The organism is Streptomyces sp. NPDC050610 (assembly GCF_040654875.1).
In the GTDB taxonomy this organism is placed as follows: domain Bacteria; phylum Actinomycetota; class Actinomycetes; order Streptomycetales; family Streptomycetaceae; genus Streptomyces.
In genome coordinates, this window is the sequence record NZ_JBFAIV010000014.1 from 167759 (window position 1) to 187505 (window position 19747).

Annotated in this window: 18 protein-coding genes and 2 pseudogenes; 7 read left to right on the plus strand and 13 right to left on the minus strand. The window is 67.1% G+C overall.

Annotated elements, in window-relative coordinates; all coding sequences use genetic code 11:
* Window positions 1-44: 44 nt before the first annotated feature.
* Complete coding sequence (locus AB0I22_RS19305; RefSeq protein ID WP_106980492.1) at window positions 45-212, minus strand: thiomuracin/GE37468 family thiazolyl RiPP peptide; 168 nt, start codon at window positions 210-212, stop codon at window positions 45-47.
* Window positions 213-233: 21 nt separating this feature from the next.
* On the minus strand, window positions 234-1298 hold the full coding sequence (locus AB0I22_RS19310; RefSeq protein ID WP_363132010.1) for an LLM class flavin-dependent oxidoreductase: 1065 nt from the start codon (window positions 1296-1298) through the stop codon (window positions 234-236).
* Between the two features lie 360 nt (window positions 1299-1658).
* Between AB0I22_RS19310 and AB0I22_RS19315 the strand changes: the two genes are divergently transcribed.
* Window positions 1659-3713: a radical SAM protein gene (locus tag AB0I22_RS19315; RefSeq protein WP_363132011.1), complete on the plus strand. Its 2055-nt coding sequence runs from the start codon at window positions 1659-1661 to the stop codon at window positions 3711-3713.
* A gap of 15 nt (window positions 3714-3728) precedes the next feature.
* On the opposite strand, the gene AB0I22_RS19320 is transcribed toward AB0I22_RS19315, so the two are convergent.
* The 5 genes from AB0I22_RS19320 to AB0I22_RS19340 all read right to left on the minus strand — a co-directional run bounded on the left by AB0I22_RS19320 (window position 3729) and on the right by AB0I22_RS19340 (window position 8010).
* On the minus strand, window positions 3729-4331 hold the full coding sequence (locus tag AB0I22_RS19320; protein WP_363132012.1) for a response regulator transcription factor: 603 nt from the start codon (window positions 4329-4331) through the stop codon (window positions 3729-3731).
* Window positions 4328-5479 carry a sensor histidine kinase gene (locus AB0I22_RS19325; protein WP_363132013.1) on the minus strand — a complete coding sequence of 384 codons (1152 nt, stop codon included), beginning with the start codon at window positions 5477-5479 and terminating at the stop codon, window positions 4328-4330. The genes AB0I22_RS19320 and AB0I22_RS19325 overlap by 4 nt, the downstream gene beginning before the upstream one ends.
* Window positions 5476-6222: an ABC transporter permease gene (locus tag AB0I22_RS19330; protein ID WP_363132014.1), complete on the minus strand. Its 747-nt coding sequence runs from the start codon at window positions 6220-6222 to the stop codon at window positions 5476-5478. Before AB0I22_RS19330 ends, AB0I22_RS19325 begins: the two co-directional genes overlap by 4 nt.
* Before the next feature lie 127 nt (window positions 6223-6349).
* Window positions 6350-7282, minus strand: coding sequence for an ABC transporter ATP-binding protein (locus tag AB0I22_RS19335; protein ID WP_363132015.1), 933 nt, complete (start codon window positions 7280-7282; stop codon window positions 6350-6352).
* A 215-nt stretch (window positions 7283-7497) separates the two neighbouring features.
* Window positions 7498-8010, minus strand: coding sequence for a hypothetical protein (locus AB0I22_RS19340; RefSeq protein WP_363132016.1), 513 nt, complete (start codon window positions 8008-8010; stop codon window positions 7498-7500).
* Between the two features lie 650 nt (window positions 8011-8660).
* Between AB0I22_RS19340 and AB0I22_RS19345 the strand changes: the two genes are divergently transcribed.
* Window positions 8661-9320: an HAD family hydrolase gene (locus AB0I22_RS19345; protein ID WP_363132017.1), complete on the plus strand. Its 660-nt coding sequence runs from the start codon at window positions 8661-8663 to the stop codon at window positions 9318-9320.
* Here AB0I22_RS19345 and AB0I22_RS19350 read toward each other — a convergent pair.
* Window positions 9304-10576 (minus strand): annotated as a pseudogene (locus AB0I22_RS19350) (transcriptional regulator). The gene AB0I22_RS19345 and the pseudogene AB0I22_RS19350 overlap by 17 nt on opposite strands.
* Window positions 10577-10826: 250 nt before the next feature.
* Between AB0I22_RS19350 and AB0I22_RS19355 the strand changes: the two are divergent.
* From AB0I22_RS19355 to AB0I22_RS19375, 5 genes are all read left to right on the plus strand, one after another.
* Window positions 10827-11267 (plus strand): hypothetical protein, encoded by a 441-nt coding sequence (locus tag AB0I22_RS19355; RefSeq protein WP_363132018.1) that lies wholly within the window; start codon window positions 10827-10829, stop codon window positions 11265-11267.
* Window positions 11264-11518: a hypothetical protein gene (locus AB0I22_RS19360; RefSeq protein WP_363132019.1), complete on the plus strand. Its 255-nt coding sequence runs from the start codon at window positions 11264-11266 to the stop codon at window positions 11516-11518. Before AB0I22_RS19355 ends, AB0I22_RS19360 begins: the two co-directional genes overlap by 4 nt.
* Window positions 11515-12012, plus strand: coding sequence for a hypothetical protein (locus AB0I22_RS19365; protein WP_363132020.1), 498 nt, complete (start codon window positions 11515-11517; stop codon window positions 12010-12012). The genes AB0I22_RS19360 and AB0I22_RS19365 overlap by 4 nt, the downstream gene beginning before the upstream one ends.
* A complete protein-coding gene (locus AB0I22_RS19370; RefSeq protein ID WP_363132021.1) occupies window positions 12009-12569 on the plus strand; it encodes a hypothetical protein in 561 nt (186 codons plus the stop codon). The genes AB0I22_RS19365 and AB0I22_RS19370 overlap by 4 nt, the downstream gene beginning before the upstream one ends.
* A 1278-nt stretch (window positions 12570-13847) precedes the next feature.
* Window positions 13848-14855, plus strand: a complete 1008-nt coding sequence (locus tag AB0I22_RS19375; RefSeq protein WP_363132022.1) for a hypothetical protein — start codon at window positions 13848-13850, stop codon at window positions 14853-14855.
* 563 nt (window positions 14856-15418) lie between these two features.
* Here the strand turns inward: AB0I22_RS19375 and AB0I22_RS19380 are convergent.
* The 5 genes and pseudogenes from AB0I22_RS19380 to AB0I22_RS19400 form a co-directional block, all read right to left on the minus strand.
* Entirely contained in the window at window positions 15419-16111 is a 693-nt protein-coding gene (locus tag AB0I22_RS19380; RefSeq protein WP_363132023.1) for a hypothetical protein, read from the minus strand.
* Window positions 16112-16215: 104 nt separating this feature from the next.
* Window positions 16216-18033 carry a hypothetical protein gene (locus tag AB0I22_RS19385; RefSeq protein WP_363132024.1) on the minus strand — a complete coding sequence of 606 codons (1818 nt, stop codon included), beginning with the start codon at window positions 18031-18033 and terminating at the stop codon, window positions 16216-16218.
* A gap of 251 nt (window positions 18034-18284) precedes the next feature.
* A complete protein-coding gene (locus tag AB0I22_RS19390) occupies window positions 18285-18707 on the minus strand; it encodes a hypothetical protein (RefSeq protein ID WP_363132025.1) in 423 nt (140 codons plus the stop codon).
* Between the two features lie 399 nt (window positions 18708-19106).
* Window positions 19107-19346 (minus strand): annotated as a pseudogene (locus tag AB0I22_RS19395) (serine hydrolase); the annotation flags it as partial.
* Between the two features lie 57 nt (window positions 19347-19403).
* Window positions 19404-19682 (minus strand): hypothetical protein, encoded by a 279-nt coding sequence (locus AB0I22_RS19400; RefSeq protein ID WP_363132026.1) that lies wholly within the window; start codon window positions 19680-19682, stop codon window positions 19404-19406.
* Window positions 19683-19747 lie beyond the last annotated feature (65 nt).

A 19747-nucleotide genomic window follows, 5' to 3' on the forward strand; every position in this document is an offset into this window, starting at 1 on the left:
GCGCACCGGCTAGAGCACATGTGCCCGGAACATCAGCACCCGGATCAGGTGCAGGAGCAGCACGGGCAGCAGCAGCAACAGCTGCTCGCACCACCGGAAGCGGACAGCTCGGTCAGACCGTAACCGGCCGTCACCGACTCGGGCACGACCTCGCCCAGATCCACCAACTCGAAGGCGCTGTCATCCAGCACCAGGTCGTCGAATCCCTCCATGTCTTTCACCTCTTTTCCTTTTCAGAGTGTTTTTACTTCGGGCAGCACCTTGTCGCAGAAAAGCGACAAGCTCTGCCCAGCCTCGGCGAGCGGCATCGCACCGAAATCGATCTGCCACAGGATCTCGTCGACGCCGCCGATGTCGTCGTTGAAAGCGCGGATACGGTCGATGACGGTGGCCGGCGAGCCGGCGATCACACCGCCCTCGGTGATCAGCTTCTTGGGCTGGAGGCCGCGCAGCATCCAGCCGAACCCGGAGTAGCCGCGGTAGGCGGAGGACTCCCGCCGGTCCCACGGGCTGACGGCCTCCGCCCACACGTCCAGGTAGCGGCGCAGGTAGGTCTCGGCGATCCGCTCGGCGTGCTCGTCGGTGTCCGCCACCACCAGCGGCAGGCTGGCCGCGACCCGGGGGCGGGGGCCGGACGTGCCGTGGGCTGCCTCGAACGCGTCGCGGTAGAGGCCCAGGTGGCCGCGGAACTCGTGCGGCGAGATCATCGGGGTGATCAGCAGCCCCAGTCCCTCGGAGCCCAGCCAGCTGAAGCTCTCCGGGGTACGCACCGCGGCGCCCCAGACCGGCGGGTGCGGCCGCTGGGTGGGCCGCGGGAGTCCGGTCACGTCGCGGTAGGAGAAGAACGGCGTCTCCTCGCTGACTTTTTCCTCGGTCCATATCCGCAGCACCGCGCGAATGGTCTCGCGGAATCGGTCGACGCTCTCGTCCATCTCCAGACCCAGCGCGTCGAACTCGTCGGGCAGATATGCCCGCGCGAATCCCACGTCGAGCCGGCCGCCGCTGATCGCATCCACTTGCGCCGCTTCCGCGGCCAATTGAATCGGGTGGTGGAAGACCGGCAGGACGCAGCCCGTCATCAGCCTGACGGAATTGGTCCGGGCGGCCACCGCGGAGAGGAATCCGAAGGGGCTCGGGCAGTATCCGCCGTAGTAATGGAGGTAGTGCTCGGTCATCTTGACCGTGTCCAGGCCCCCAAGCTCACCCTGGACCGACAGTTCCAGCGCGTCGCTGAAGTAGGTCTGCGGAGATTTCGTCTCCGGAGTGCAGTCAGGAAGAAAGGAAAGCCCGAAGCGCACCGATACCACTCCCTAGCAATCGGCTATTCACCAGATCGACATCTGGTTTATGCCCCTCACGGTTCGGGGCCACTCGGTGCCACCGATTCGCGGCTGACGCTACATCTGGCCCTCTAGGTCGTCAATATCCATCGACGCAGTGGTCTGAACCTGAAAATTTTTTAAGGTTCGCCCGGTATCCTCAAAGATACCTACGCTACAAAGCGTGCGTTATTGACAGGTCCATCCAATACTGCAAGCGTGGCCGTCCGATGCATACTGCAAGCGTGTGCATCCGGTGCGCATCGCCGCGGGAATGCTCCGCGCCGCTGCGGTAATCCTCCGCGCCGCCACTTAAAACCTGCTCGACGGATGTTAGCCATGACCTCCACATTGGATACGCTCCACGTCGCCCAGGCCGGCGAGCAGTCGACGCCGGCGCCCGCCGCCAAGAAGTCCGTACAACTCGTCGAGTTCACCGCGATGCACGGTGTCCGGTACAGCGTCACCCTCGGCTACCTCAAGGCGACCGCCGTCGCCGACCCCGTCCTCGACGAGTCCTGCGAGTTCCGGATCTGCGTGCGCGAACAGAGCGGCGGGGACCGGGCGACGGCCGACCTGCTCGACTCCTGGGACGAACCGTTCGCCGTCGCGCTGACCGTCTTCTTCTGGAACCGCGCCCAGTCCCTGGAACTGGCCCGGCAGGTCAAGCAGCGCTGGCCCCGCTGCCGCGTCGTCGTCGGCGGCAACGATGTCAGCCACCAGCAGGAGCCGCTGTTCGCCGAGGCCCCCTGGGTGGACGTCCTGGTGCACGGCGAGGGCGAACTCCGCTTCCGCGACCTGATGCACTGCCTGCTCGCCGACGGCGACCTCGCCACGATCCCCGGCATCAGCCACTGGTCCGGCGGTGCCGTCGTCACCAACCCGGACGCGGACCGCATCACCGATCTCGACCAGGTCGTCTCGCCGATCCTCACCCCGGTCTACTCCGACGAGGAGATCACCGGCTCGTCGATGATCGTCTACGAGACCAACCGCGGCTGCCCGTACAAGTGCGCGTTCTGCTACTGGGGCGGCGCGACCAACTCCAAGGTGCGCCAGTTCGACCTCGACCGGATCTTCGCCGAACTCGGCCGCCTGATCCGGCTGATGCCCACGGACGCGACGCTGTTCATCGCCGACGCGAACTTCGGCATCCTCGCCCGCGACCGGCAGATCGCGGAGCGCATCGTCGAACTCACCCGCCGCTACGACAAGCGCCTGATCATCAGCACCAACTGGGCGAAGAACGGCAACCAGCGCATCGTGGAGATCGCGAGCATGCTGCACGCCGCCGACCTCACCGGCGCCATCACGCTCTCCGCGCAGTCCTTCGACGCGGACGTACTGAAGATCGCCAACCGCGCCAACATCCGTACGGACCACTACCGCCGGCTGCTGTCCCGGTTCCGCGAACTCAACGTCCCCACCTACACCGACCTCATCTGGGGCCTGCCCGGCGAGACGTACGACTCGTACCTCAAGGGCGTCGAGGAGGTGCTGACCGCCGGCGGATCGCCCGTGATCTATCCGCTGCTGCTGCTCAACAACACCGAGTACTCGCGGGAGTCCTTCCAGGACAAGCACGAACTGACGACACGTCGGATGCCCGGCGACGTCACCAACCCCGAACTCATCGCCGACGTCGTCGTCGGCCACGAGTCCATGACCGCCGAGGAATGGGCGCGCGGCATGGAGTTCCGGGTGGCCATGACGCTGTTCCAGAAGATCCTGCTGCGCTGCGCGCTGCGCGTCGTCCACGCGACGACGGGCGTGCGCCTGGTCGAACTCTGCCGGCGCGTCTGGACGTTCCTGCTCGACGACTGCGCCGACCCGTTCCTGCGGGCCGTCGCCCGCAACGTCCTCGCCGCCCACCGGGAACCGGCCGCCCTGGACATGGAACTGCTCAAGACGGTCATCGGCGACCACATCGTCGTGCCCGAGGAAGTGCACTTCCAGGCGCTGCTGTGCCGCGCCGTCGCCACCGAACGCGCCACGGCCGACCTGCTCACCGCCGCCGTCGACGCGCTCTGCGACGGGCTGGCCGCCGATGGGTACGAGGTCGACCGGGTACTGGTCGACGGCGCGCTGACGCTCGACATCGCGGCGACGACGATCCTGCGCGCGAGTCTGCGCGGAGAGCTGGCCGAGGCGGAGTTCGCCATGCCGCGGCAGGGCTGGAACCGGCTGGTCGAAGACGGCGACGTACCGTCGAACCTCGACGCGAGCGGGCAGGGGGACACCGTGCGCGGCACAGTGTGGGCGCCGGCGCGCTGGGTCCACTACCCGATCAGCGTGTACGCGCTGTCCATCTGGCATGGAACGGGCCGCCCGCTGCACGACGCGCTGTTCGCACTGCCGGACAGGCTGCCGGGAAGCCTGCCGACGGTGGCCTGATACGGGGCGCGCGTCCTACAGCCAGCCGCGGTCGAGGGCGGTCCGGGCCGCGTCCGTCCGGTTGCGCGCGCCGAGCTTGGCCATGGCGGTGGACAGGTAGTTGCGCACGGTGCCCTCGGCCAGGCAGAGCCGCGCCGCGATCTCGGCGTTGCTCGCCCCCTCCGCGACCTGCCGCAAGAGCTCGCGCTCCCGGTCGGTCAGCGGGTCGGCCGCGTCCCACGCCGCCACCGCCAGCTCCGGCGCGACGACCCGCTCGCCCGCGTGCACCCGGCGCAGGGCCGTCGCCAGCTCGCCGATCGGCGCGTCCTTGAGCACGTACCCGGCCACCCCGGCGTCGACCGCGCGCCGCAGGTAGCCGCTGCGGGCGAAGGTGGTCACGATCAGTACGCGCGTGGGGTCGCCCAGCCGGTTCAGCTCGGCGGCCAGGTCGAGACCGGTACGGCCGGGCATCTCGATGTCCGTCACCAGGACGTTCGGCCGGTGCTCGCGCACCGCGGCCAGCGCGTCGTCGCCGTTGGTCGCCGTCGCCACCACCGTGATGTCCGGCTGGAGGTCGAGCAGGGACGCGAACGCGCCCAGCACCATGCCCTGGTCCTCGGCCAGCACCACCCGGATCACCGGGCCGCCCCGATCGGCACCGTGATGGTCAGCGTCGTACCGGCCGAACCGGTGCGCTGCACCGCGCCGCCGAGCTTCGCGATCCGCTCGCGCAGCCCGTTCAGCCCGGTGCCCTCCGGAGCCGTACCGCCGATCCCGTCGTCCGCGATCACCAACCGCACCCGTTCCTCGTCCGCGTCCAGCCCGATGTGACAGATGGAGGCCCGCGCGTGCCGGGCCACGTTCGTCACCGCCTCCCGCAACGCCAGCCCCAGCTCGTGCTCGGCCGCCGCGACCAGGATCAACTTGTCGTCGTAGTCCACCCGCAGCGACACCTTGGTCCCGGCCAGCGCCCGCCGCGCCGCCTCCAGCTCCGCCCGGATATTGGTCTGCCGCCAGCCGGTGACCGTACTGCGCACGGCGGCCAGGGCCTCCCGCGCGTTGCGCTCGATCTCCTCGGCCTCGGCGCGCGCCCGCCCCGGGTCGACCGGCACCAGCTCCTTGGTCAGCTGCGCCCGCATCACCACCGCGGTCAGCGAATGCCCGAGCAGATCGTGCAGGTCCCGCGCGATCCGCTCGCGCTCCGCGATGGCCGCCAGCAGCTCGGCCTGCGAGGTGCGCAGCCGCTGGTTCTCCATCTCCTGCCGCCGGTCGCGCTGCTTGAGTTCGAGCAGCCCGATCACCCAGATCAGGACGAGCGCCGAACCGAACCCCCACAGCCGGTAGGGCATCGGCACCCGCGACACCAGCGCCGTGACGCAGTTCAGCACGGTCAGGCCCGCGAACCACAGCCGCGCGTCGTGCCACGGCAGCGCCTTGCCGGCGACGGCCGCCGCGTAGACGAACAGCACGCTCGCGTTGGTGTTGAACGGCGTGGCCAGCGCGCCGATCACGGCCAGCGGCACGATCGACGACCAGATCTGCCGCGCGGCCGGGCCGCGCAGCAGCGTCGTCCCGTACAGCACGGCCGTGGCCACGCACACCACGATCGCCAGCGGCCACTCCCACCACGCCTGCTGCGGCGAGAAATAGGGCTGCGCGAGCACGAAGAGCACGTAGCCGAGGTAGACCCACTCCCAGGTCAGCAGCCGCGTGGCCGCTGACCTGGGAGCGGGGCCGGGTTCGGGTTCGGGTTCGGGGCCGGATTCGGCGAGGTCGGGGTTACTCATATCCGAGCATGACGATAGGACACGGTGGCGATGGCCCCGGCGACGACCGTGGTGACGACCAGGGCGAGCACATGGATCAGGGCGGTGCCGTCGCCCAGCTGGGAGAGCCCGAGCTCGGCGAGGTGGTAGGTGGGCAGGAACTCCGCGATGTGCCGGACGGCGGAGGGCAGGAACCGGATGGGAATCCACAGCCCGGAGAGCACGGCCAGCGGGAACAGCACGGCGTTGAGCATCGCGATCGTCGCGCCCGTACGGAACCGCAGCCCGATCGCCACACTGAACAGCGTGAACGGAACAGTGCCCAGCAGCAGCACCACCGCCACCCGCAGCAGCGCCCAGGGCGAGGCGTCCAGCGTGCCGAACGCCGCGGCCGCCACACCCATCAGCACCAGCACGCCCACCCCGTAGAGCAGCGCGGCGGCGGCCTTCGCGGCGAGACTGATCCCGACCGGCACCGCGGACACCCGCTTCATACGCAGCCACCCCAGGTCACGGTCCTGCGCGACCCCGATCCCCGGCTGCAGGGCGGCCACGGTGATCACCCCGTACGTGCCGAACGTCGCCACCATCGCCGTACCGGCCGACAGCCCCTGCGTGGTGCCGTGCCCGTACAACAGGTTGAACAGGACGAAGAACCCGACGGGCATGAGGATGCTGAAGAAGAGGGAGGTGGGCTCGCGCACGATGGCCCGCAGCTCGTCCCGCAGCTCGACCCCGAAGATCCGTACCGCAAGCGCACTCATGCCACTACCTCTTCCGGTCCGTCCGCCATGGCGTTCATGCGGCCACCTCTTCCGCGCAGTCCGTGGCCGTGCCCATGCCGCCACGCTCTTCCGGTCCGTCCGCCGTCCGAGCGGCCCGTGACCGTGCTCATGCGGCCACCTCTTCCGATCCTTCCGATCCTTCCGATCCGTCGGTCAACGCGAACACGGCTTCCTCCAGGCCCGCGTCCCGCACCCGCAACTCCGACAGCTCCGGGTCCCGGTCGAGCAGGACGCGCAGCAACTCCTCGGGCGAACGCGTCTGGATCCTCACCAGGCCGTGGTCGTGCTCGGGGGTCACGGACAGCACGCCCGGCAGCCGCTCCAGTTCACCGCGGCCGAGGCGGGTCCGGGCGGTCACCGTACGATCGGGCAACCGCGAAACCAGGTCCTCCGGCGGGGCGTCCGCCAGCACCCGGCCGCGGTCGAGCACCACGACGCGATCCGCGACCTCGGCCGACTCCTCGATCAGATGCGTGGTCACCAGCACGGCGGTCCCCTGCTCCCGCCGCCGCGCCAGAATCCGCCAGAAATGCCGCCGGGCCGACGTGTCCAGACCGGCCGTGGGCTCGTCCAGAACCAGCAGCGCCGGCTCGGTGACCAGCGCCATCGCCAACTGCACGCGCTGCTTCTGCCCACCGGAGAGCTTCGACACCCGCCGCCGCGCCAACTCGTCCAACCCCAGCTCCGCCAACACCGGCCCGGCCGCCGCGGCCCGCAGCCCACCACGAACGGCGGCCCCGGTGACCAGCTCGCTCACCGTCAACGTATTGGGAAACCCCAGCGTCTGCTGCGCCACCCCCAGCCGCCGCCGAGTAGCCGCCCGCCGCGGATCACCGTCGAGTACCCGCACGGTCCCCTCCTGCGGAGTCCGCAGCCCGACCGCGATCGTCACGAGCGTCGACTTCCCGGCCCCATTGGGCCCGAGCAACGCCACACACTCTCCCGGCCCCACCCGCAGATCCACCCCATCCAGCGCGACCGTCTCCCCATACCGATACCGCAGCCCCTCGGCCGCCACCACCGCCTGTGTCGTTCCCATGCCCACCAGGCTTCCGCCCCGCGCCCGCCACGGGTAGTGATCCACCGTCACGGACCGCGCATGACAATTGTCATCCCGGCTGCTCAGCGCAGCTCAGCCTGCCCAAGGGGACAGGACTCCCGGCTTCGGAAAGCGCGCCGAAGCGACATCGCGCAGGTACCCGCCCAGGACCCGTTCCCCGACGTCTCGGGCGCCCTCGTAGGGACAGATCACCGTCAGGAGTGTGTTCCGTGGTCTTTCCTGCTCTCGCGGGAGGCGCCCGTCGGCCACACCACATCGACAGGGAGACCCATCTCCCGAGCCTCCACGACGACATCGGCGGTGCCCCCGCCTTTTCCGCCGGGCGGCGTACCGTCCCACACGGCGACAAGGCGTTCCGCACGGGCGAGTACCTGCCGGTTGGCTGCTTCGTAGGCGTCGCGATTCGCCGAGTCGTACGGCATGACCAAGACCTCATCCGCAGCCGCGAGGAGCCGGTCGAAGAGGTCCGCATGGTCCGGCTTCACCTTCGACTCCCGATAGTCCCGGGAAGGGAGCACCACGACCAATCGGCCTCCGGCTTGCAGGACCGCGTCGGCGAACAGGCTGTCGGAACCCCGCGCGATGCAGGAGACACCCACCAGGGAGCCGGCGGGGTATGCCTCGAGGAGTCGCCGCAGCGCGGTTCGAACCGCCTCTGCGGTGGCAGCTGTCAAGTCCATGTGCCCGGTCACAGCGATGGTGGTCACGCCGCTTCCCCTCTCGTCAACTGGCCAGCAGGCCACGGATCCTATGGCGAGCCTCGCGCAGTGGCGCGGAAGCACTGTGCCCGACCGTGTAGGGGTACAGGACCCCTAGTGTCTCGTGGTCCTGTTCATGTCACTTCGAGTTGTTATTGACGAGTATCTTCACGTTGGTCGCGATGAGCCTGACCTTTGCGAGGACCTCGTCGGCGGTCGCGGTCCAGGTGAACGGTTTCGCGGTCTTGACGGCATGCTCCCCTCAGCGGCCAGGACGCTCGCCGCTGCCGCGCGACCCGATGGGCTGAGTTGGAGCGGGGCGGGAACAGGAGCAGCGCCCGGAGGTCCGGGCCGGCCCCGCGCGGGAGCGGAGCGAACCGCTGTCATCGGCGTTGCAAGGCAGTCGCGCCGTGCCTTCGCGCTGGTCTCGCGGGGGGTGCGTTGGACGAGGAGCAGGCGGTGAGCAGGCAGGCCGCGGCTGGCAAGACGGCGGCGGCCGGGCGTGCGTGGTGCATGTGGTTCCCCCCCCCACGGGTGCGTGTGTACTGAGCTCGCGCACGATACCGACATCAGGGCTGAGTTCGGGGGTTGGTGGCCATGCCATGACATAGCCGGGCAGAAGTTTCCCCCGCGCCCTCGCAGTGCCTTACGCTGCCCGCATGATTCGCGCTGTCGTATTCGATGTCGGTGAGTGCCTGGTCGACGAGACCCGCGAGTACGGCACGTGGGCCGATTGGCTCGGTGTCCCGCGCCACACCTTCGCCGCCATGTTCGGCGCCGTCATCGCCCGAGGCCGTGACTACCGCGAGACCTTCCAGGAATTCCGCCCCGGCTTCGACCTGTACGCAGAGCGCGAGAAGCGCGCGGCGGCCGGAAAGCCGGAGCACTTCGGCGAGGAGGACCTCTACTCCGACGTACGGACGGCCCTCGCGCAGCTGCGTGCCGATGGTCTCTGGCTCGGGATCGCGGGCAACCAGACCGTACGCGCCGGCGGCATCCTCCGCGAGCTGTTCACCGGCGACGTCGACCTCATTGGCACGTCGGACGACTGGGGTGCCTCGAAGCCGGACCCGGAGTTCTTCGTGCGCGTTGCCGAGGTGGTGCCGTTCGCCTCCGAAGAGATCTTGTACGTGGGCGACCGTCTCGACAACGACATCCGCCCGGCCGTCGCCGCGGGAATGGCGACCGCCCTTATCCGGCGCGGTCCGTGGGGCACGATCCAGCAGCACGACCCCGAAGCGGACAGCATCACGACCATGCGTATTGACTCGCTCAGCGAGCTGTCCGAGAAGGTCGCGAAGTTCAACGCAGAGCGCTGACCGTCGTCTCCCACCCGTACAGCCGATCGTCGAGGTCGCGGACGCACTGTGTGTGCTGCCACTGGGCGAGGGCGCGCCGCACCTCCCGTACCCGGTCCATGCCCGTGGCGTACCACGTGATCGCGAGCTGATCGAGAGCGCGGACCGCGTACTCGCATGCCGCTTCCGGCCTTCCGTCGGCGGCCTCGACCGCGGCGAGATCGCCGAGGATCACGGAGCGCTGCTTATCCTCCGTGCGCGGCAGGTCCTCAAGTACGCCGAGCAGGGTGGTCCGCGCCTGCGGCAGGTGTCCCGCCTTCAGTTGGGTGTTGCCCTTGAACGCGGCCAGCCGCACGGGACTGAACCAGTCCATCCACACGGGTGTGGATGTGGAGTTCTCGGGACTCGCTTCGAGGACATCTTCGGCGTGCCCTATGAGGTGCAACGCAGTGCGCGTACTTCCGCACCGGGTCTCGCATTCCGCCTCAACGGCATCCAGCCACGCCCACACCTCGGCCGACGCGGGAGCCCTGCGCGCGTAGGTGCGGGCGGCGACCATCCTCTCCGCGGCCTGGTCGCGCTGCCCAACCCAGCCGGGGATGAACGCCATGTGCGCGAGGATCGCCGCGCCGAGCAGCGGATCGTCTGCCTCGCCCGCAGCCTGTAGCCCGCGGAGAAGGGTGTCACTGGCCTGATCGGGCTGGCGGAGGTCGAAGAACTCGATGCGCCCGGCCAGCAGATACGACTCTGCAAGAGCCGAAGCCACGCTGCGCCGGCATGCGTTCGTCGTTTCGGGGAGCAGCGCGCAGCCGAGGCGCGTGTGTTCCAGCACGGCGGGGTGGAGCACGGCGGGGGGCGACGCTCCAGTACAGGCGACGGTGGGAGCGGGTCACCGCGCCGAAGTCCACCCCGACGCTGGCAGGTTGAACGGCGGACGCCGAGCCGGTGGGCACGGCGGCCAGTCCCGCGGCGGCGACTGACCCCGCGATGACTGTGCGCCGCGTGGGGGAGGGATGTTCGCCGGTTGCCCACGGCGGCGTGAAGCCGAGATCTTCCAGCTCTAGGCCGAGGAGGTGTGTGAGGACGCGCCCAAGTTCCGGGCTCGGCCATGGCGGGGCGGAGGACTCCCAGCGCCGCACCTGCCGTACGCCTACCGTCACGCGAAGCCCCAGCCTCGGAGCCGCTGTCTCGATGGCATCAGACAAAGCCTGCTGGGAGGCATAGCCGGCAGCCACCCTCGCGACCTTGAGCATCCTGTTTCCCACAGGCCGGACCACCGCACACCTCCGCGTCAGAACAAGTCCTCCGACCGTCTCACAGCACGTCCCCATTGGGGGCGGCCATCACTCTCCCTGGGCTATAGAAGCCCTGAAGAAGTCCTTTTGATGTCCTCTCAAAGCCCTCGAAGGGGGCGTTAGTTAGACGTCACCCTTGGCGGACCACACACGCAGCGAGTCGTGCGCGGTGCACGCGACGAGAGGGCTTCTGATGGTCTCCCTGAGACAGGATCACACCGCGGCAAGGTTCTTGACCCACTCCAACGACGCCGCGCATGCGGCCGAGGACGGGTGGTGGACCGTCGGCGTGGCCCTGTTCCTCGTCGGCCCGGCCTGGGAGGCGGTGAAGTTGCCCGCCCCGCTGGTGCACGCGGTCGCTGCCGGCAGCGACCGCGGGCGGGTACGGGCGATGCTGCACTGCCTCGGCGTCACCGGGCCCGTCGCCCTCGTCGGCGAAACCTACGTCGTCCTCGTACCGCCCGGCACCGCCGCCAGCTGGGACGCGGCAGCGGAGTGCGTCACCACCACCGACCACGAAGCCCACTACATGGGCCTGCCCGCACCCCGCGCCTGCGAGGGCCCGCGGGCCCACTGGATCATCCCGCCTGACGGCCCCCTGAGCCCGCCGTCCGCAGTGCGTGCCCTGATCGCAGCGGGAGCAGACGCCGACGACGAGGGAGCCGAGTCGTGAACCACCCCGATGCCGGGCACCCGCCGCGCCCCTCCCTTGAGATCAGTCCCGGCTTCGGAGAAGCCATGGAGATGTTGCAGCTCGCTATGTGCAAACGGGCCCTCGACGAGGCCCGGGCCGCCGTCTTCGCGCACCAGGCCCTGCTGCCGGACGAGGTCCTGATGCCCATCACGAGCGCGTTCCGGGCACTCGACGACGCCGTCCGCATCGCGAAGAGCCGCCCCTACCAACACCCCCAGGACCGCCCATGAACACCACCCGCCACGCAACAGGCCTGTGTTACCCGTCGATGGCGCACTGGCTGGCCGCCTCCTCCCTCCAGCCCCGCGCCGTCCGCGCATTCTGGGCCCAGGGCCAGACCGCCACCCTCATCAGCGGCCCCGTCTGGGACACCATCGAAATGCCGCTCGCACTCTCCAGCCTGACCGCGACCTACCTCGCCTACCGCGGCCGGCACGTCGGCCCGTACCTGCTGTGCGGCACGCAGTCCACCGCCTGGTGGCTCGTAGAGACAGGCCGCGGCCAGGAACTCGCCGACGTCGAACACGTGAAGGTGCTGCCTCCCAACTGCCCGATCACCGCCTCCACGCCCGGCACGTACAACGGCGACCAACTCTGGGTCCTCCCCGAGACCCCATGCCCCTGGCTACGACTCACCGCCACCGACGCCCTGCGCACAGCTGTCGACGACGCCGTACGCTCCCGCCCCGCCACCCACCGGAATCGCACCGGGGGCACGTCGTGAGCGAGTGGTTCCCACCCCCTGGGGACGGGCTGTCGACGATGCAGGTCGGCCGCTCGTGGGACGTCGTGCAGGCACCGGGCACCGTGGCTCCCTGGATACGGTCCGCCGGCTTCGTCGACACCGCGCACATCATCTGCCCCGCCGACGAGTGCCTGCTGTGGCTCGTGCCGTGCGGAAGCACCGAACCGGACCGCTGGGCCTGGGAACGCATCAGCAGGTACGCAACTGTGCGCACCGGCCACGACGACGCCATCCAGGTACCCCACGCCGACCAGACCACAGGGCCGGGCCCTCACTGGGGCCGCCCCGACTTCTGGCCCGGCAACCCCCGCGGCTACCTCACCGACGCCCTCGCCCTCAACACCGGACTCGAAATCGCCACCCTGATCATCGGCCCGCCGGCGCATCGCTGCGCGGTGTGCGAGCGGGCCGTGTGGCCGGACGAATACCAGCTGGCTCTCGTTCCTCGGGGGCCGACCGCGTACCGCGACTACGCCCACCCCTTGTGCGCACGCGCCGCCCAGTTGCAGGCGCCCGCTGCCGAACACGGCCCGTAGGAGCCCACTGACTGGGCCGCCGGTGGCCATTCCCGCTCCCACCGGCGGCCCTCCGTACGGCCCTCACGGTCGCCTCGCCCCCCGGCGGCGGCCGTGAGGGGCTGCCCAGCGGCACAACGGCGTATGCGTGTCCGCCAGTTTGCGCCGTCAAACGCTTGGGCCCCGCCGGCATGTACGGCGGCGGCCTTGCTCTGTGGGCCGGCATCCCCGTCGGAGCACCACAGGTTGTGAGAGATGCGCATCAGGTGCGTGTGGGGAGGCGCGCCAGCCTGTCTCGTGTACGGCACTTTGCGCTGCTTGCGCCTTTGGTCCAGCCCAATAACGCGGGGATGTGGACTCTATGCGGACTTCGATCTACGTCGAAGCCCCTCTGTTCGAATAACAGAGGGGCTCTGACCTGTGTGCCCCCGGCAGGATTCGAACCTGCGACACCCGCTTTAGGAGCGGGATCGGATTCGTGATCGGGAGTGTTCGTGAGTACCGGACAGTGCTGTCCTTGCAGGTCAGCGCCGCCTGGGGACGGTCCTTGATCCTGGCCATCTTGGCTGATGCCCGACGATCCGCTCACGCATCGCGCACGCATTTCAGCTGTCTGGCCAGGGTGTCGCCCGCCGCCGCCATGCGCGTCGGGGCGGCAGGAGGGCCCGTTCGGACACCGTTACGCGTCGGGGGAGGGTGACACCCTGGTCAGGGTTTGGAGTCGCAGTCCCAGAAGGAGTGCTTACACATCGAACGTGCCCTCTGCATTCGAAGTAGGCCACGACGGCGTCAGCGCCTCGCGGATGACTGAAGTGCATACTCCAGCCATCCGCGAGGGCATGGCGCTACGCGATCATCACGTGAAGTGCTCCAGCAATCATGATGAACGTGGGAATGGCGGCGGGCAGTCCGCCTACTGCTGCGGCAGGAATCGACGCTGCACCTGCGACTGCGATGATCACGGCCCATCGCAGCGGAAGGCGCTCTGGCTGTCGCTCCACTTCGTTTAATCTGCTACTACTGCGTACGCTCGGCAAAGGCGTATCTCCTACTCTGCTGTCCGGCTGAGGATCGGAGCGCCGCTTGTGGTGGCTCCCGGCTGGTGCCCGGGAGTCCGCGGGCCTCAACGGTGCTGATCCGGCTACCCTCTTGGGCTGCGACTCTCACAATGCCTGCGCTCTCCTCGCAGAGGCGAGTGCACTACGAACACGGCTTAACCCGCCTGTTACTATGTATAAACAGCTAGCTGCGGAGCACTTACAGGCGGGTTAAGAGGTTCAGAACAAGGGGTTCAAGCTGGTGGTCAACTCGTTCGACCTGCTTCCCCTATCGGCGAGCGAGCTCAAGCGGTTCCATGCGCGCTACGCCAAGCTTCAAAAGATCACCGCTGAAGCCAACCGAGCGTCCACGCGCTTCGCGGAGGTCAGGACGGGCAAGCAGCTGGTGCTTCGCAGCGGCTTCGTCTTCCGCCAAGACTCAGCTGAGGTGTCGGGAGATGCCTCCGACCGTCTTCTGCCTCCATTGGAGCAACGGCCACCGGCCACCCGGCTGGCGTCGCCACGGGGCATCGCTTTGAAGACCTTCCTTACTGCGACATTCGTTGCGCAGTCCCGCACCTCCGGCGAGCGCCCCACGAACACGCTGCCTCTCAACGATCAAGACACGGTCAGCTGGGTTGATCTCTTCGCCACGCCTGCTGTTCGAGGGGGTGGCGTGAAAACCTACGCAAGTATTCGGGACAAGAAGGCACGCCAGCTCCAACATGCCTTGGGCCGCCTCGCCAGCCCCGAGGTGCAACTCGTCTATCTGCCGAATGCTTCGAAGGCTGTGGGCAAGTACGAGGGGTTCCTACTGCTGCATGAACAGGGCACACCGTACGGCGGTGGGGAGAATTCGGATCGCTACACAGTTCCCGGGCAGGATGGGGGGGATCTCCTGCTCACCCTTCCGGCTGGACTGTTCACCAAGGGCTGGATCCATCTCCTGGAAGACAGTGAACTCGCGTTCTTGCTGATGATCGCGTGGCTGCATGCTCGGTTCGGCCATCAGCCGGTCTTCGCAGCAAGCGACATCCGCTTGCTCCAGTTCGGACTAGGAAAAGACGCCTACGAAGCTCACCGCATGCTTAATCGCTTCGGCCTCGTGGAGGTCGAGGAGGACCCCGAGCGATACTTCGAGGGCGGCAAGATTGCTGGCTTTCAGGACGGCCAGCGGCCTCAGCTGCATCGCTTCCAACTGGTGCCCTCAGGATTCGACGAGCAGGCGACTGATAAGGTGTGCGACGTGATCGAGCGCAAGCTAGCCTAGGCTCCGCCAGGCTCCTGACACGTGGTCCACGTCTGGTTTACAGGCTCTGATCAGCGACGTGACAGAAGCGGATCACGGTGAGGCAGGCAGCCAACGAGTACCCCGTATGCCTTCCGCGACTCGAGACGAAGGCCCGCAGTGCCGACGGCACGCCGATCGCGCATCAGCGGTGCCCCGTGCGCGGCGAAACGCCGGCCGCCGAGCGCTCTGCGCCCATTGCGTGATCCGGGTGCGCTGGAGCTGGATGGCGACGGCGGCGGCCTAGAGCGAGCCCGTAGACGAACAAAGCGCTGACCAGTGTGTGCTTGTAAAGCTGGTCAGCGCCATACCGGGCGTTTGGTTCAGTCGGCCAAACAGGTAGGCCCCGGTGAGCGCGTCGCCCAGGACTGGCCCTGGGACGGAGCCGACCGCGAGGACACCTCCGTAGAGGCCGGAGGCTTTACCGCGCTGCGCGCCGTCGAAGGTGACATGGAGGATTGCCAGGACCTGCGGAATCATCACTGCGGCCCCTGCGCCCTGGAGTCCCCCGGGCATTGATCGCTGTAACGGCGCTGGTAGATACCTCACCCCACTCCACCGTCCTGTTCTTCCCGGTCACGTGGATCAGCATCCGCCGCAGCGTTCTTGGGCAGGGAGAGGTTGAGACCGATTGACTGGATGGCCCGGTCAACGACCTGCATCGCTAGCGTGAAGGTCTGCGGATCGTCGAAACTGTGGAAGAGCTCATCTAGCTTCCGCCGAATCCTGACCCTCTCTTCGGGCAGGGATTCGGACTCCGCCGCGCGGATCGTTTGCTGTAGGGCCTGCAGAGCTGCCAGTACAGAGGTCACCTTGGCTTCCGGGTCTCCTGCGGCGAACTGTAGATCGGCGTATCTATCCACCCACCAAACCGGCCCCAAACGAGGGTCCACGAGCCTCTCGGTGAGCAGCCCCAAGCGAACCGTCTCACGATGTTGTGCCAGCCGAAGTCGCTCCTCCTCGCGAGCCCTTACCTTTGCTGCTGCTCTGACACTTCTTGGGACACGTACCCGTGCCTCACCCTCGACGAGAAGACGGCTGTCTTCCCTCACCGGATCGGCAAGTATCCGATTCATGGCGTCTGATGCACTCGATGCTTGGCGGACGCGGTACTTGCCTGCCACAGCGGTGACCGCGTCGTACAGGAGTGAGCGCGCCACTGCGTCCGGGTGTAGCAGTGGCTTTTCGCTGTCAGGGGTGAGCCTCCACGAATAGTGGACAACGACCTGGAAGTACAAACCAGGATCCGCACTTTCCACTTGGGCGACCAGTGAGGGACGTGGCACGCGCTGGCTGTGCCATCTGGAGCTTCGAGGGAGACATCGGGGCCAAACGCGCATTCTCACATCGGAAGCTCATTATCGTCGCCCGCCGTGCCGCGCTCCCGCTGCTCGTCCGAGTCAGGAGCCGTTGACACAGGTGCAGGATCCACCGATTGGAGCACCCGCTCAAGGAAGCGGTCGACGAGCTGGTCGTGGAGTGTGCCCGCAGGCGTAATTACCTGCTTGATCGGATGGTTCAGGGGGCTGCTCCGCACATCGGCTAGCGCGATGATGAGGTCGACCACCTCAGCCGTAGGTAGCTCCCCAGATTCGGCAGCACGCCTCCAACGGAGAAGCGCCTGCCCGGTCTCCTTCTCGTCGGACTCGAAGAGGTCCCGCCACCCGTCCGTAAGCCGGGCACGCAGAGCCTCTCCTCGTGCTCCTTCAGCCTCCAACAACCGCTTAACCAATGCGAGATCGCTTGATCGGTTGTCTGCTACCGAGAGGCCGAACAAAGCCAGGAAGGTCGCTGCCCCTGTCTGAACGGTGCTGCACCAACTGGCCAGCGTGTCAACGACCTGCAAGCTCAGTTCGGGCTCTGCTGCAAGACTTCGCAGGGTGGCGATGGCCTCAGGCTGGACAAAGGGGGCGCCTGGGGTCTCCAGCACGTAGCGCAATCGAGTGAGCGCCTCGCTCGTGAACGTCCGGCCGAAGGAGCCACCGCATGCCTGAGCTACCGCGCGCTGCCGCACCGGCAAGGACTTCCCCCTGGCCCAACCCGCGAGTTTCTTACGCGTCTGGGCGCCGAGTGAGGGATGTGCAGCGAGCTCGCTCAGAAGATCGGCCGCCAACTGCCGATCTTCCTTCTTGTTTGAATCCAGCCATTTCTCTACAAGATCGAATACCGTGCCGACGCCAGCTGTTTCGGCAAGTCCTGTGAGGGCGGTCGCTAGACAAGCGAGATGATCATTCGCGGGCCCGTTGGCCGCGCTGATGTCCTGAAGCCATTGCCGCAGCACCGGTACCAGTTGTTCCCGGCGGAGCCACAGGTACTGGAGCGTGGCCTTGCCGAGACCCGGACGTTCCTTCTCAAGGGACGCCGTTCCATCCGTAGAGCGGAAATCCACATGAGCCTGCTCCAGGCGAGTCGCGGCGTCCGGCCCGGCCAAGAGCCCGCCCTTATCGGCAGGCCAGTCGATCTTCGGATGTTTGAGCAGGAGATCTGCACAATTCAGCACCACAGATGCAGGCGCGCAATCGAGGAATGCTGTTGAGATTCTGATCGCCCTCTTCGGGGGCTCCTGCGCATCGGTTCCGCCGAACCATTTGGTCAGTAGATCTTGCCAACCGCGGTACTCGTCGAGGACTGTATCGTCCTTGATACCTGTGGCTTTGCCGATGACTCTTGCGAGGTGAACAGCATCGGCCGGTGGCGCTTTGTCGGGCAGCAGGTCACGGAAGACGCTGCCTTCTTCATGGAGCCAGGCCCCGCGGCCCTCGGTTTCCTCTTGGCTATCGAGAGCTTTCTTGGTGATCTCGATAGCATTAGGGCGACCGATTGGAATTACCGCGATTCCGGCATGTGATCCAGCGGTGTGGGTCCTGGTCCACACTCGTTCTGCCGCAGTGATCACCAGATACCGGCCTTCGCCACGGGCTGCAGCAGCGTAGGTGCTGAGATCGCTGTAGAAAGTGTTCGGCAGGGGGTCGACAAGACCGCGAAGGTTCAGTAGGTAGCCGGCATTCCGCTCTCTCGGAAGGCAAGACTCATCGGGTTCCTCCCAGTCAGGCAGCAACTCGAACACGCGGCCCTGCACCTTCGGCACGGAGGCCAGCAGTTGCAGGGCCGCAGACCGGCGACCGTGGGCTTCTGGTGCGAGTAGGACCACGACGTGCACGGGAGAGCCACTCCCGTGAGCGGGGCGCATGGCCCTTAGCGCATCGTCGAAACCGTCGGGCCTGACGTAATGCTTACCCGGCATCTCGCGGAGCGGATCCACAGGGCGTGGACGTAAGTGCCTCGCGCCCGTCAAGTAATTGGTGACGTTGTTGTCGCGAAGGGCGTTGTACTGTGGCCCATAGATGGTGTTGTCATGTACATCTTGGGAAGGTCGGGGCACTTCCGTCGTTTCGTTTTCATCTTGAGGCATCAACGGGCACCCCCCATGTTGTTGTCTCCGCCTGCGGTGTAAATGCCGCCGAGTGCAATGTTTCCTGTAACCGTCTGCCGGTTAAAGAGTGGCTGCTTAGATGAATCGCCATGGCTGCGGATGGCTTGAACTAGCTCTTCCAGGGGGAGTGGGTCATCCGGATCTGTGAAGTCTCGGAGTAAGCGAGCGATGGGCGCGGTCATGCTCATTGAAACCGTTGATCGCTGTTCTGGATCGGTGGCTGCCGTAGCCTCTTCCAGGGCGTCCAGCTGCGCCAATACGGTGGCTTCCTGCTCAGGCGTGGCCTTGCGGTGCCGAATCAGTCCGATGATGCGAGTTCGCGCGTACTGATATAGATCGGTTCCCATGGTGCCAGCTACAGCTCCACTGGCCATGGCGACGAGTTCCGTCGGCGTCGTCAAGATTGCCCCCCTGTTCCCAACTAGCGCATGCGTTCGCACCCGACTGGTCCACCGTTGCACTTCTCGGCAGCGTATGTGCTCGGGGAAGTCGCCGTGAGGGAGTGGCTGATTTCGGCCTGAATTCGACTCCACCTCAATGTCAGACTGCCTGAGTGAAACTGACGATCACACGCTGGTTCTTGGACCCGCGGACGACTTGGTGGACATATCGGTTACGCCAGGGTCGGCGTGATGATCTTTCCTTCGATGTGGCGTGGCGTCTGGCGCGGCTCTATCGGCATCCTGACGAACTTCCGTACTCGGCGCATGGACATGGAAGAGGCGTACCACCGCCGCAAGACTGATCTGTGCTGGGTCTGCGTAAGAGGGCGGTCTGCACTACCTCGGGCACTGAATGCTTCAAGCGAAGGAGAGCGCCCGGAAGGCGTTGCGGACATCGGTCAGGAGCTGCCGATCGCGGGTGCAGCAGAGCTTGTTGGTCAACAGAACTACCCATCGGCCTTGTTGGGGGGCGATCTACATGCCGGTGTCAGTGAAGCCGTAGTGGACCCAGATGACATCGGTTGGGTCACTGCTGGGGGCTGGGCGCCAGAACAGGCCGCGCACGGGTTCCAGGTTGCCCGTCTGGACGGCCAATGAAGTGCCGCGTGGGCTCTCACTCGGGCTGGGCGGTCTCTGGTGGGCCGGAGGGGCGGGTCAGGTGAGGAGGTGGTTGAGGATCCAGTCGGCGAGTTTGCTGGTGACCGCGTTGTGCGGCGTGTTGTCGGTATCGAAGACGATGTCGTTCAGGTGGAAGCGGTCCGGGGCCTGGTTGAGGAGGTTGAGGTTCGGGTCGATGTTCCACGTGATCGGGTCATAGGTGACCGCTGCGGCGCTGATGGCCGGGACGAAGGAGCCCATGGTGCCGCCGGGTACGCCGTCCAGGGACAGGACCTCAGTGGTCCTGGAGCGGCGCAGTTGCGGGCCGGCGTGCATGCCGCCGATCTTCTGGTTCGTGCCCTTGTCGGGCTTGAAGCGGGCGGTGGCGCTGGCGACGAGCG